Origin of the sequence: Sinomonas gamaensis, assembly GCF_005876955.1 — a bacterium.
Classification (GTDB): Bacteria; Actinomycetota; Actinomycetes; order Actinomycetales; family Micrococcaceae; genus Sinomonas; species Sinomonas gamaensis.
In genome coordinates, this window is record NZ_SSCL01000001.1 from 196,836 (window position 1) to 209,888 (window position 13,053).

Sequence of the window (13,053 nt, forward strand, 5' to 3'; positions counted from 1 at the left end):
TCCCCCTGCAGCCGGTAGCCGCGCTCTTACAGCGCGTGGTTCTGCACCACGTGCTGACGCAGCTTGGTGGTGAGCCGAGTCAGCTCGGCGAGCTCGTCGCCGTCGAGGGCGCTCCCGAACAGGCGCGCGATCTCCCGCACGTGGCCGCGGCCAATCCGCCGCTGCGCCTCCAAACCTGCCTCGGTGAGGGTGATCAGGATGCCCCGCGCGTCGTCCGGCGCCGCCCGCCTGGCGACGAGCCCTCGCCGCTCAAGCCGTTCCACGAGTCGGCTCAGGCTCGACTGGGCCAGCAGCACGTGGTCGTTGAGCTCGTTGAGCCTCAGGCCGCCCTCCGGGCAGGTGCTCAGGGTGAAGAGCACGTCGTACTCTTTCATGCCGAGTTCCTTGAAGGCAGGGTCGGCCTGCAGCCGGCGCATGACGGCTACCTGCGCACGGAAGAGGGACTCCCATGCCTCGGCGGTCTCGCGGACGGACGGGGCCTGCTGCGGGGTGGCAGTGCTCATCGCACCGCCTCTGCATCTGGCGTGGGAACTGTCCCGGTGCCGGCCGTGGCGGCATCAGCTGTGCTGGCCTTCTGCGCCACGAGGGCCGCATGCGTCGGGCCCTCGGGCACGTCGGCGGGACGGCCGGCCTCGAAACCGGCCTTGAGCTCGGGGAGCACCTCGCCGAGCAGGTCGAGCTGCTCGAGGACGGTCTTGAGCGGGAGGCCTGCGTGATCCACCAGGAACAGCTGTCGCTGGTAGTCGCCGAAGTAGTCGCGGAAGGCGAGGGTCTTCTCGACGAACTCCGCCGGGCTGCCCACCGTCAACGGCGTCTGAGAGGTGAAGTCCTCGAGTGAGGGGCCGTGGCCGTAGACCGGTGCGTTGTCGAAGTACGGGCGGAATTCGCGGACGGCATCCTGGGAGTTCCGGCGCATGAAGAACTGGCCGCCCAAGCCCACGATCGCCTGATGCGCCTTGCCGTGGCCGTAGTGCTCGAAGCGCTCGCGGTAAAGGTTGATGAGCCGGATGTAATGCTCCTTCGGCCAGAAGATGTTGTTGGCGAAGAAGCCATCGCCGTAGTACGCGGCGAGCTCAGCGATCTGCGGCGTCCGGATCGAGCCGTGCCACACGAACGGCGCCACGCCATCGAGCGGTCGCGGGGTCGCCGTGAAGTTGTGCAGCGGGGTGCGGAACTTTCCGCTCCAGTCCACCACGTCTTCGTCCCAGAGGCGCCGCAGGAGCGCGTAGTTCTCGATCGTGAGCTCGAGCGCGTCGTGCGGGTTCTTGCCGAACCACGGGTACACCGGGGCCGTGTTGCCTCGGCCCAGGACGAGGTCCGTCCGCCCGTCGACGAGGTGCTGCAGCATGGCGAAGTCTTCCGCGATCTTGACGGGGTCATTCGTTGTGATGAGAGTCGTGGTGGTGGACAGGATGAGGCGCTCGGTCTGGGCGCCGATGTAGCCGAGCAGAGTCGTGGGGGAGCTCGGGTAGAACGGCGGGTTGTGGTGCTCGCCCGTGGCGAAGACGTCGAGCCCGACCTCCTCGGCATGCTTGGCGATCTGGACGATCGCCTTGATCCGCTCGGCCTCGGTTGGCATACGACCGTTGGTGGGGTCGAGGGTGATGTCGCCGACGCTGAAGATTCCGAACTGCATGATGACCTCTCTTCTTCGGTTTACTCAGGATACATGCATTTGCATCTATCTCCGAAACCGAAGCTGCCCCGGGTTTGTTCCCGGGGCAAAGATCGGGGCAGGATCAGGGCCGCGCCGCGCGCCGACCCGTGATCTTGGGGACGGCGCCGGTGGTCCAATCGGGTTCGGCCCCGGCGTCCTCGCCGGGCCCTGCCGCGCCCGCTTCCCCGGCCGGCTCCGGCCGCCGCGCGAGGTCGCGCAGCAGGCGCCGCCGCTCCAGGCGGCCTTCGACGAGGCGATACAGGACGGGCACCAGGACGAGCGTCAGAGCGGTCGAGGAGACTAGGCCGCCGATCACGACGACGGCCAGCGGCCGGGAGATGAACCCTCCGCCGCCCGTGAGGCCGAGCGCCATCGGCGTGAGCGCGAAGATCGTCGCGAGGGCTGTCATGAGGATGGGGCGGAGCCGCTGCCGCGCACCGTGCTCGATCGCGTCCTCGAGGCTCAGCGCAGGCCTGCCCGGTCCGGGCCTCCTGTACTGGTTGATGAGGTCGATCAGCACGATCGCGTTCGTCACGACGATTCCCACCAGCATGAGAAGCCCGATGAGCGCGGGGAGGCCGAGCGGGATTCCCGTGGCCAGCAGGAGCAGGATCGCCCCCGTCGCCGCGAAAGGAATCGAGACGAGCAGGACGAGCGGCTGGAGGAGGCTCTTGAACGTAGCGACCATGATCACGTAGACGATCGCGATCGCGGCGAGCAGCGCGAGGCCGAGCTGCCGGAACGACTCCGCCTGCTGCGAGGCCGCTCCGCCCACGGAGGCCGTGGCGCCGCCGTCGAGCGCGATGCCGCTGATGCGCTTCTGCACCTCGGAACTCACCGATCCGAGATTGGATTCGCCCGGCGTCACGGAGACGGTGGCGGTCCGCTGGCCGGACGTGCTCGTCACCGTCACAGGAACATCGACGGCGGTCACGCTCGCAATCGCTCCGAGCGTGAGGCCCGGGGCACCCGGAAGGGGCAGCGACCGCACGGCATCGACGCTCGTGAACTGCGTGCCTTTCCCAATCAGCACCGGGTAATCGGTGGTGTCAATCCGGACCGTTCCCGCGGGGACCGGGCTGACGGTCGCGGCGAGCGCGGCACCCACCTGCTGCTCGTTGAGCCCGGCGGCGACGGCCTTGGCCCGGTCCACCTTCACCTGCACGATCGGCTGGCTCGCGGCGAGGTTGCTCGTCACGTCCGTGGACCCGGGCACACCCTTGAGTGCGGTGACGACGGCGTCGTTGGCCTTCGCGAGGGAGGCCGAGTCGGGGGCTTTGACCGTGACGTCCACGGTGGACGCCGTCCCGAACCCACCCTGCTGCTGGCCGACGCCGACTTTCCCGACGCCGTCGAGCTTGGCCACCTCGTCCCGCACGCGCTGCACCAGCGCGGCCTGGTCCGCATTCTCATCCGTGATGGCGGTGAAGCTGGAGTTCGAGGCGCCCGAGGACAGGAAGGCGCTGAACCCCGTGGTCGAGTTGCCGATGGTGACCTGAACCGTCCGGACACCGTCGGTGTGCCGCAGCACGTCCTCGACCTTGGCAGCGGCCGCACTGGTCGCGTCAAGGCTCGTCCCCGGAGGCATCGTCTGTGTCACGGTGAAGCTGTTCTGCCCGGAGTTTCCGAGAAGGTTCGTGGAGAGCAGAGGAGTCATGGCAAACGTCGCGACCAGCACGAGCGCGCCTGCCACAAGCGTCCATACAGGGTGCTTCTGCGTCGTTCGCAGGATCGGGAGGTAGCCGCGTTGAATGCGGCTGCGCTTCTCCTTCTCATGCGCGGCCGCCTCCACCTCGGCAGTGTTGACGCTGCCTGTGGGGCCGGTGCGGAGGAACCAGTAGGCGAGCACCGGCACGATGGTGAGGGCGACGGCGAGCGATGCGAGGAGCGCGATGGTCACCGTGAGCGCGAAGGGACGGAAGAGCTCGCCCGCGAGGTTCCCCACGAAGGCGATCGGAAGGAACACGGCGACGGTGGTCAGGGTCGAGGCGGTCACGGCGCCGGCGACCTCGCGCGCGGCGGTGAGGATCGCCGTCGTCTTCTCCTCGCCGTAGCTCAGGTGCCGCTTGATGTTCTCGATGACCACGATCGAGTCGTCCACCACGCGCCCGATCGCGATGGTGAGCGCGCCGAGGGTGAGGATGTTGAGCGAGTAGTGGGACGCGAACAGCCCGATGAACGTGATGAGGAGCGAGAGCGGGATCGACACCGCCGTGACGAGCGTGGAGCGGACCGAGAGCAGGAACACGAGGATCACCAGCACGGCGAAGCCGAGGCCGAGGAGGCCCTCGGTCGTGAGATCTCTGATGGACTTCTCGATGAACGGCGCCTGGTCGAACACGGTCGTGAGCTTCGCGTTCGAACCGAGCCCGGATTCGAGCCCGGGCACCGCGTCGCGCACCGCGTGGGAGATGGCCACGGTATCGGCGTCCGGCTTCTTGGTCACCGACACGGCGAGCGTCGGCTTGCCGTCCGTCCGCGTGATGGAGGTGGCGGCGTCGTCCTGGAGGGCGACGGCGGCCACGTCGCCGATCGTCGTGGGCTGCTTCGCGCCGCCGAGGGGGAGGCCCTTGATGACGTCCGTCGAGTCGATCGGGCTTCCCGCCTGGATCGAGAGAGTGCGCCCCTGATCGGTCACCGTGCCCACGGGAACGAGCGAGCCGTTGTTGGACAGCGCCGTGCGGATGGCCCCAACGTCGACGCCGCGGGCCGCCAGAGCCGCTGGGTCCGGCTGAATCTGGATGTGGCGCGAGGCGCCTCCCGTGATGTCGACGGTGCGGACGCCGTCGATCTTCGAGAGCTTCGGCACCACCTGCTGGACGAGCTGGTTCTCCAGGTCGCTCAGGCCGCGGTCGGACGACGCCGCGATGAACACGATCGGGAAGTCGCTGATGCTTCCCGCGAGCGTATTGGGGGAGACGCTGCTGGGAAGCTGCGATTTGGTATTCGAGATGGCGCGGTCGATCTGGTTTCGCGCGCGGTCGAGGTTCGTTCCGTAGGCGAACGAGAGGCGGATGGTGGAGACGCCCGTGCGCGAGGTGGAGGCGCTGCTCTCCAGCCCTTCGACGGCTTGGAGCGCCTTCTCGAGGGGCTGGCCCACCTGCTTGTCCACGACGTCCGGGGAGGCACCCGGCATCGAGGTCACCACGGTGAGCTGGGGGAACTCGATCGATGGGATCAGCTCCTGCTTGAGCGAGCCCGCCGTGATCACGCCGAAGACGGCCGCGAAGATCGTGATGAGCGCGATCAGGGCCTTGTTGCCCATGGAGAGGGTCGCAAGCCGGAACATCTGTGTCTTCTCTCCAGATCGACCGAATAATGAAGAACGGACGACGGCGGCCCGCACCTTCACTGTGGTGCGGGCCGCCGTCGTGATGGCTATTGAGCGGTGGCCGCGAGCTGCAGGGCCTCGGCCGTGCTGGCCGACACCTCCGCGAGCAGCTCCGGGTTCTCGTTGAGCTTGACGCCGTAGCCCGGCATCATCTCCCGGAGGCGGTTCTCCCACCCGCGGTACTGCTTCGGGAAGCAGCGCTGCATGAGCTCGAGCATGATGGGCACCGCAGTGGATGCGCCGGGGGACGCCCCGAGGAGCGCGCCGATCGAGCCATCGCGGGATGTGATGACCTCGGTGCCGAATTGGAGGACGCCGCCCTTCTGGGGGTCCTTCTTGATGATCTGCACACGCTGGCCGGCCGTGATGAGCTCCCACTTGCCGCCGTCGGCAAGCGGGAAGTACTCGCGCAGGGCCTCGATCTTCGCGCTGTGGCTCTTCGCGACTTCCTTAACGAGGTACGCGGTGAGGTCCATGTTGTCCTTCGCCACGGCGAGCATCGGGACGATGTTGCCCAGGCGGATCGAGAGCGGAAGGTCCAGAAGCGAGCCGCTCTTGAGGAAGTTCGTGGAGAACCCGGCATAAGGCCCGAAAAGGAGCGAGCGCTTGCCGTCGACGTACCGCGTGTCCAGGTGCGGGACCGACATCGGAGGGGCGCCCACGGAGGCCTGCCCGTAGACCTTGGCGTTGTGCCGTGCCGCGATGTCCTCATCGGTGCAGCGGAAGAACTTCCCTGAGACGGGGAAGCCGCCGTAGCCCTTGCTCTCGGGGATCCCCGAGGCCTGGAGGAGGTGCAGCGCGCCGCCGCCTGCGCCGACGAAGACGAACTTGGCGTGGATGCTGCCGCGCTCGCCCGAGGCCGTGTGCTTCGTGGCAATGTCCCAGCCCCCGCGGGCCCGGGTCACGTCCGTTACGTCCGTGCCGTAGTTCACCTCGACGCCGTTGCGGGCCAGGAAGCCGACAAGCTCTCGGCTCAGCGTGCCGAAGTCAACGTCAGTTCCGGAGGCCACGCGGCTCGCGGCAACCCGGCCGGGGCCGCGGCCATCCATGACGAGGGGCGCCCACTCGGCGATCTGCGCGGGGTCCTCGCTGAACTCCATCTCGGCGAAGAGCGGGTTCGGCTTGAGTACCTCGAAGCGCTTCTTGAGGTAGTCGGCGTGGCCCTGCCCGAGGACGAAGCTCATGTGCGGCACCGTGTGGATGAAGCGCGTGGGGTTGGAAATGTCCCCTTCGCGCACCAGATGGGACCAGAACTGGCGCGAGAGCTGGAAGCCCTCGTTGATGCCCAGCGCCTTCGCGGGGCTGATCGAGCCGTCCTTGGCCTGTGGGGTGTAGTTGAGCTCGCAGTACGCGGCGTGACCCGTTCCTGCGTTGTTCCACGGACCCGAGCTCTCGAGTCCGACGGCTGGGAGGCGCTCGAAGAGCACCACGTTCCAAGCCGGTTCAAGTTTCTTGATGAACGCCCCGAGGGTTGCGCTCATGATGCCCCCGCCGATCAGGACGACGTCGGCGGAACGAGTGGTGGATATGAAGGTCACTGACTCTCCCTGCGCAAATGGACCACACGCAGAATATCCCTCGCGACGGCCGTTCTCTAAATCCTCGCGTGCCTTCGCGTCAAGGGGTGTCCGCCCCAATTTTCCCCGCGTGCACACCCGCCCGTGAGCCCTAGGAGGTTTTGAGTGTGACGCGGTTGAAAGTCTCGTTGAGGACGGGGGAGGTCGGGTAGGAGTCGACGCGGGAGGAGACCGCCACGGCCGAGATGGGGAAGGCGATCGGGACGGCCGGGGCGCTGCCAGCAAGCTGGGCATTGATGGTCTGGTACGCCTGCGTTCGGTCTGAACCCTCGGGGAGGCCGCGGGCCCGCTCGATCTTGCTGAAGAGCGGCGCGTCGAAGAAGCCGAACTCGCCGGTCTTGGAGCCGAAAAGGGGCGAGAGGAAATCGTCCGGGTCGGCATACGTCCCGTAGCGTCCCAGGAGGTGCAGGGCGTGGTCCCCCGGGGCAGTGACCTTCTGGAGATACCCGTCGGACCATTCGACGGGCACGGGCTTGATGTTCAGGCCCACGCGGATCAGCTGCGCGCTGAGCTCTGCGAAGACCTTCTCGGGCGAGGGCAGGTAGAGCCTGGTCACATCGAGGGGGTAGCAGAACTTGAGTTCCTCGCCGTGGTAGCCGGCCTCCGCGAGGAGCCTCTTGGCCTTCTCGGGGTCGTAGGACGGGAAGCCGCCCGCCTGGTTGAAGCCGTTGAGCTTGGGGGGAACGAACTGGGCGGCGGGCTTCGTGTCCTCGAGGAAGAACGGCCGGATTACTGCGTCCCGGTTGATGGCCGAGGCGATGGCGAGCCGTGCCTTCTCGTTCTGCAGGAAGGGGACCGCCTGGTTCATGCCGAGGTACATGACCGAGAAGGGATCGCGGCGGACCACCTGGAATCCCTTGCGGACCAGCGTCTCGATGTTATCCAGCGTCACGGCGTCGTAGCCGTCGATCCGACCGTCCACGAGCGCTTGGAGTCGGCTCTGTGCTTGGTCGAACACCACGAAGGAGAGCTGCGCGATCTGCCCGCGTGGCCCCCAGTAGTCGGGCGACGACTCCACGAGGACACGGTCCTGGGTCCATTCCTTGAAGCGGAACGGCCCGGTGCCCACGGGTTGCATCGCGTAGCGCGAGACCTTCGACCCGAACGCGGACTGGTCCTCGACGTCGGCTGTGCCTGCCGTCAGCGCGGCTGGCGACGAGATGGCGAAGGCCGGCGTGGTGAGCGCTTGGAGGAAGCTGGTCAGCGGCTGCGTGAGGTCGATCCTCACCTGGGTGTCGCTGAGGACCGTGCACCCTTTGTAGACGGAGAGCTGGGCCGCATCGGCATGGGCCTTGAAGACGGCCGTGAACGGCAGAATTCTGCCCGCGCGCAGGGCGGGCGTGAACGCGAACCAACGGTCGAAATTGGCTTTGACGGCCGCAGCCGTGAATGGAGTGCCATCGTGGAAGCGAATTCCCTCGCGGAGGGTGAAGGTGTACGAGAGGAGATCCGAGCTCTGGGACCACTTGGTCGCGAGCGACGGCGCCGGGGCGCCCGTCTCGGGATCGGTGGTGAGGAGACCCTCGAGGACCTGCCGGGTGATGCGCCACGACTCGATGTCCGTCGTCACCGCGGGGTCCAGACCCCTCGGGGGTGCCGGAGTCGCAAACCTGAACGACGCGGAGGGCGGCGCGTCTGCGCTCGAGCTGGGCGCCGGCTTCGGGCCGGGTGCCCCCGTGCATCCCGTGAGGAGCGCGGCGACGGCAGCCGCCTGAAGCAGATCCCTGCGCCTGATGCTCCGCGCCACGCCTATGCCTTTCTCGGCGCGCCTCCCGGGCGCCCCTTCCCCATTCGTGCCGATCTGGTTGCCCGGGCGCTGTCTGATGGCCAGGCCCGGGGTCAGAGGATGGTGCGCGAGGAGGGACTTGAACCCTCACGTCCGAAGACACAGGAACCTAAATCCTGCGTGTCTGCCAATTCCACCACTCGCGCGGGGCCCTGCCGAACAACTGCGTGCTGAACAATCGAGTGCGAACACCGAGTGCCGAACACCTAGTGCCGAACAGCTAGTGCCGAACAGCTAGGGCCTTCGTCAGTCTAGCGGGCGGGGCGGGTACCTACGCCTCACGCAAGCCCGAGGTCGCGCCGGAGCTTCGCGACGTGACCCTTGGCCCGCACGTTGTACTGGGCGATCGCTATGCGGCCTTCCTCGTCGAGGACGAACGTGCTCCGGATCAATCCCTCGTACGTCCGCCCATAGTTCTTCTTCTCGCCCCACGTTCCGTAGAGCTGTGCAACGTGGTGCCCTTCGTCGGCCAGGAGGGGGAAATTCAGCTCCTGCTCGGCGGCGAACTTGACGACCGCCGATGCCGGATCGGGCGAGATGCCAACGACGGCGTAACCCGCCGCCCCGAGCGATGCGAGATTGTCGCGGAAATCGCACGCCTGCTGGGTGCAGGCAGGGGTGTCTGCCTGCGGATAGAAGTAGAGGACGGTCTTGTGGCCGCGGAGGTCGGACAAGGCGGTCGTGCCGCCCTCCGAATTGGGCAGTGAGAAGTCAGGTGCGACATCGCCGGGGGAGAGTCGCAGGGGCGTCGTCGATGCGGGCATGCCGCCAGCGTAGCCCCGATCCTGCCCCAGAATTCCGGCGTGACCGAGAACACTTTGCCCGACCCTTCAACCGATTTCATTCTCGGCGGGCGACCGTGTAGAGTTACATGTCGTTGCGGGGGACGCCGCGAGGTCAAAGGAACTTCCGAAGGCCTCGGGGATGCCGCACGAAATGCGCCTCTAGCTCAATTGGCAGAGCAATTGACTCTTAATCAATGGGTTCCGGGTTCGAGTCCCGGGGGGCGCACAGCAACCCCTTCCTGATCTGCGGAAACGCGGATTGGGAAGGGGTTTCTTTGTGTCTGCTCGGTCCCGCAGCCCATCGGTTCACTCCCTTTGGCGCGGTGCCCCCTTCGGCGGCATGGGTCACTGGTTCCGTGCGCAGCGTTCCCCTCTTGCACTCGGACTCGGATCGAGTCAAAATATCTGTGTCCGCAAGAGTAGATTTAGTGAGCGGACAGCACGTAGGTATTGCAGAGGGTCTCTTGAAAAGGAGGTTCCAGTGATGCTGATGCGAACAGATCCCTTCCGGGAGCTCGACCGGCTGACCCGGCAGGTGCTGGGGAATGCCGCCCTCCCGTCCGCGATGCCGTTGGAGGCGTGGCGGCAGGACGGCGAATTCGTCGTGGAGTTCGATCTGCCCGGGGTTGACCCGGAGACGATCGATGTCGGAGTCGAGCGCAACGTCCTGACCGTTCGGGCCGAGCGCCGCACCCACCGGCCGGAGCAGGCCGAGGTGGTCGCGGACGAGCGGGCGCAGGGGTCCTTCACCCGGGAACTGATCCTGGGCGACGCCCTGGACACCGAGAAGATCCAGGCGAACTACGAGGACGGGGTCCTGACCCTGCACGTGCCCGTGGCCGAGGAGGCCAAGCCCCGGAAGATCGCCATCCAAGCCGGCGAGTCCAAGAAGGAGATCAACGCCTGACCGCGGCGCAGCCCGGGGGCGGCCCCCATTGCCCCGCCCCCGGGCCTGCGCCCTGAGCCGAGACAGAGAGGATGAATCATGTCCGAATTGATCAAGTGGTTCGATTCGCGCCGCAGTCCGTTCGACCTGCTCGAGCGGCTCTTCGAGGGCGACCGGGGCACGCCCGGGGCGATCAGGGTCGAGGAGCTCGTCGACGGCAACGACCTCATCGTGCGGGCGGAGCTGCCCGGAGTGGACCCGGAGAAGGATGTGGACATCAGCGTCCAGGACCATTCCCTGCTGATCAACGCCCATCGGCAGGAGCGCAAGGAGGAGAAGGAGAAGGGCGGCTACCGCTCGGAGTTCCGCTACGGGTCCTTCTCCCGGACGCTGCCCCTGCCCGAAGGCGTCACCGACCAGGACATCCAGGCCACCTACCGAGACGGAGTCCTCGAGGTCCGCGTCCCGGTCCCGGAGCAGAAGCAGGCCGCCGCGAAGAAGAAGATCGAGGTCAAGCGAGCGGGGTGAGCGGGGCTCGGATGGGCGGGCAGCCGAAACCCGGCAGCCCGCCCTAACGGGCGAGCCAGGCGTCGAGGGCGCCTGATCCCGGTTCGTCCAACCGGCAGGACACTGCACTCTGGATGCAGGAATCGTGGTTCGAATCCACGGCCGGGAGCGCTTCACGAAGGACAGGAGGATTGCAGAAGATGGTCAGGATCGCGATCGTGGTCGGAAGCACCCGCCCCGGAAGGCGGGGACGGCAAGTCGCAGACTGGGTTCTCAAACGCGCCGACGGGCTCCAGGGAGCCGAGTTCGAGATCCTCGACCTGGCAGACTTCGAACTCCCGCTCCTGGACGAGCCGCTCCCGCCCTCGCTGGGCCGCTACGAGCACGAGCACACCAAGGCGTGGGCGAGGGCGGTGGAGCCATTCGACGGGTTCGTCTTCGTTACCGGCGAGTACAACCACTCCGTCCCCGGCGCTCTGAAGAACGCCCTGGATTACCTGTACGCGGAGTGGAACAACAAGGCCGCTGGCTTCGTCGGCTACGGCAGTGCGGGCGGGGTCCGAGCCGTAGAGAACCTGCGGCTGATCGCCGGAGAGCTGCAGATGGCCGACGTGCGCGCACAGGTCGCCCTGCCCTTCGCGACCGAATTCCAGGACTACACCACCTTCACCCCCAGCCCCGCAGCTGAAGAGCAGCTGGAGACCATGCTGGAGCAGGTAGTCGCCTGGGCAGGAGCCCTTAAGACCCTCCGGCCCTGAAACCGGCCGTAATCACTGGCTAGGGGCTCCTGTGATCAGTCCGCGTTTGTCATCAGTCCACGTTCTCGCCGTTGCCGCCGACGATCTTCTCGGCAGCGTCCACGACGTTGGTGACGGCGCTCTCGACCTTCCCGGCGACCGTCGTCACGACGTCCTCGACTTTCTGCTCCACAGTCTCTATCGCATCTTCGGCCTTGTCCCTCGTGACCTTGTAGGCGACGTCCTCGACCGTTTTCTCGAACCCCTTCTGGAAGACCTCCGTCAAGGGCTTGCCGCCATGCTTGGCCAGGTCTAGGCGATTCGTCGCCTCCGCGAACCGGAGGTACGTGTCCACGCTCGCGACGACAATCCTGGCGTCAATGGTCAGCAGCTGGACTCCGAGCAGGGATACGCCAACGTAGGCGTCGATGACGAGGCCCTTGTCCAAGATCACGTTCAGGACATCCGCCAGCGAACTCGAATGGGGGCGGTCGAGGTAACCCCCACTGGAAGTGCTGCTCATGGCTTCCATGCCTCGCGTGGGTTGGGGCGACGAACACCTGTTGTTACCCAGCGGCGGGCGCCCTGAATCTTGCGGGGGAACGGCTTGACTCTCGCGAATCCCACCGCGTCCGCACTTCAGCCGTCGATTCGTATGACTGTTCTTGTGTGAGCATTTCCACTTTAATGTCAAGCATGGTGGCTGGGGCCGGGGTTGGGACGCCGCGTGCGTTGATTGTCGAGGACAGTGCGGACGTCGCGATTCTGTTGGAGGCGGTTCTCGCCAAGGAGGGCTTCGCCACAGAGAATGCAGCTACTGGCCACAGCGCTCTCGAGGCTGCTCGTTGGAGTCGCCCCGATTTGATCACCCTGGACCTGGGGCTCCCGGACATCGACGGCCTCGAGGTCTGCCGTGCTCTCAGAGTGTTCACGGACGCCTACATCTTGGTGATCTCCGGAAGCGCCGATGAGGAAACCCGGCTGGCGAGCCTCGGCCTGGGAGCGGACGGCTTTCTCGCCAAACCCGTCAACCCGCGGGAGTTGAGCGCGAGGGTCCAAGCCCTCCTGCGCCGTCCCCACGCCGAAAGCATCCCTGCCAGCGAACTCGAGATGGCGGCTCGGGTGCAGCGGACGCTCCTGCCCGAGCGGAGTCCTGAACTTGAAGGCTACGATCTCGCCGGTGCCTGCCGCCCCAGCCGGGCAGTCGGAGGCGACTTCTTCGACTGGAAGGTCGAGGGTGCCTTGCTGGCCGTCACCCTTGCCGATGCGATGGGGAAGGGTATGGGGGCAGCGCTGGTCGCAGCTACGGCACGTGCCGTGCTGAGAGCCGCACCACTCGGGCGTGGCGCAGGAGCGATGATTGGGCAAGCCGCAGCCGCCCTCGAAGCTGATCTGGAGAGGATCGCCTCGTTTGTGACGCTCCTCCACTTGGAACTGGAAGGCGGCACAGGACGCGTGGACTACGTCGACGCCGGGCACGGGCTGGGTCTGCTGATTGAGCCCGGGGGCGCGTGGAAGCGGCTTGTCAGCAGTGGGCCACCACTCGGGCTCATTCCCGGCGCGTCGTGGATCTCCTCCGGCGTGTCTCTGGAACCTGGCAGTTCGCTCGCCCTCATCAGCGACGGGCTTCTGGACTCGTTTGCGGGAGTCGACGAGGCGTTTGACGCCGTCGCGGACGCCGTCGATCGAGCGTCAGGCGCTCAAGGGTCAGTGGACGCAATCCTCGACTTGGCCGAAATGGCGGAGGACGACGTGACGGCTGTTGTTCTCACTCGGGGAAGGTGAGT

11 protein-coding genes and 3 tRNA genes are annotated in these 13,053 nt (G+C 66.6%); 6 read left to right on the forward strand and 8 right to left on the reverse strand.

The annotated features are described in order from the left end of the window. Nucleotides 1-26 precede the first annotated feature (26 nt). The 7 genes from E5679_RS00935 to bcp form a co-directional block, all read right to left on the reverse strand. On the reverse strand, nt 27-503 hold the full coding sequence (locus tag E5679_RS00935; RefSeq protein WP_138413226.1) for a MarR family winged helix-turn-helix transcriptional regulator: 477 nt from the start codon (nt 501-503) through the stop codon (nt 27-29). After that, nucleotides 500-1,636, reverse strand: a complete 1,137-nt coding sequence (locus E5679_RS00940; RefSeq protein WP_138413227.1) for an LLM class flavin-dependent oxidoreductase — start codon at nt 1,634-1,636, stop codon at nt 500-502. Before E5679_RS00940 ends, E5679_RS00935 begins: the two co-directional genes overlap by 4 nt. A gap of 103 nt (nt 1,637-1,739) precedes the next feature. Then, complete coding sequence (locus E5679_RS00945; protein ID WP_138413228.1) at nt 1,740-4,946, reverse strand: efflux RND transporter permease subunit; 3,207 nt, start codon at nt 4,944-4,946, stop codon at nt 1,740-1,742. Nucleotides 4,947-5,035: 89 nt separating this feature from the next. Next, on the reverse strand, nt 5,036-6,526 hold the full coding sequence (locus E5679_RS00950; protein ID WP_138413229.1) for a malate:quinone oxidoreductase: 1,491 nt from the start codon (nt 6,524-6,526) through the stop codon (nt 5,036-5,038). Between the two features lie 130 nt (nt 6,527-6,656). Continuing rightward, nucleotides 6,657-8,312, reverse strand: a complete 1,656-nt coding sequence (locus tag E5679_RS00955) for an ABC transporter substrate-binding protein (protein WP_138413230.1) — start codon at nt 8,310-8,312, stop codon at nt 6,657-6,659. 100 nt (nt 8,313-8,412) lie between these two features. After that, nucleotides 8,413-8,497: transfer RNA gene (locus tag E5679_RS00960), tRNA-Leu, on the reverse strand. 132 nt (nt 8,498-8,629) lie between these two features. Beyond that, nucleotides 8,630-9,115 (reverse strand): thioredoxin-dependent thiol peroxidase, encoded by a 486-nt coding sequence (gene bcp, locus E5679_RS00965; RefSeq protein ID WP_138413231.1) that lies wholly within the window; start codon nt 9,113-9,115, stop codon nt 8,630-8,632. Nucleotides 9,116-9,289: 174 nt separating this feature from the next. Here bcp and E5679_RS00970 point away from each other — a divergent pair. The 5 genes from E5679_RS00970 to E5679_RS00990 all read left to right on the forward strand — a co-directional run bounded on the left by E5679_RS00970 (nt 9,290) and on the right by E5679_RS00990 (nt 11,287). Beyond that, a tRNA-Lys gene (locus E5679_RS00970) sits at nt 9,290-9,362 on the forward strand. A 258-nt stretch (nt 9,363-9,620) separates the two neighbouring features. Continuing rightward, nucleotides 9,621-10,043 (forward strand): Hsp20/alpha crystallin family protein, encoded by a 423-nt coding sequence (locus E5679_RS00975; RefSeq protein WP_138413232.1) that lies wholly within the window; start codon nt 9,621-9,623, stop codon nt 10,041-10,043. 78 nt (nt 10,044-10,121) lie between these two features. After that, a complete protein-coding gene (locus E5679_RS00980) occupies nt 10,122-10,550 on the forward strand; it encodes an Hsp20/alpha crystallin family protein (protein WP_138413233.1) in 429 nt (142 codons plus the stop codon). A 76-nt stretch (nt 10,551-10,626) separates the two neighbouring features. Beyond that, nucleotides 10,627-10,698: transfer RNA gene (locus tag E5679_RS00985), tRNA-Gln, on the forward strand. Nucleotides 10,699-10,729: 31 nt separating this feature from the next. Continuing rightward, the gene (locus E5679_RS00990) at nt 10,730-11,287 is read left to right on the forward strand and encodes an NADPH-dependent FMN reductase (RefSeq protein WP_138413498.1); all 558 of its coding nucleotides are present in this window, start codon (nt 10,730-10,732) and stop codon (nt 11,285-11,287) included. A gap of 52 nt (nt 11,288-11,339) precedes the next feature. Here E5679_RS00990 and gvpJ read toward each other — a convergent pair whose 3' ends face one another. After that, nucleotides 11,340-11,789: a gas vesicle protein GvpJ gene (gene gvpJ / locus E5679_RS21670; RefSeq protein WP_171042195.1), complete on the reverse strand. Its 450-nt coding sequence runs from the start codon at nt 11,787-11,789 to the stop codon at nt 11,340-11,342. A gap of 173 nt (nt 11,790-11,962) precedes the next feature. Here gvpJ and E5679_RS01000 point away from each other — a divergent pair, with 173 nt between their 5' ends. Continuing rightward, the gene (locus E5679_RS01000; protein WP_138413235.1) at nt 11,963-13,051 is read left to right on the forward strand and encodes a SpoIIE family protein phosphatase; all 1,089 of its coding nucleotides are present in this window, start codon (nt 11,963-11,965) and stop codon (nt 13,049-13,051) included. The last annotated feature ends 2 nt before the right edge of the window (nt 13,052-13,053 follow it).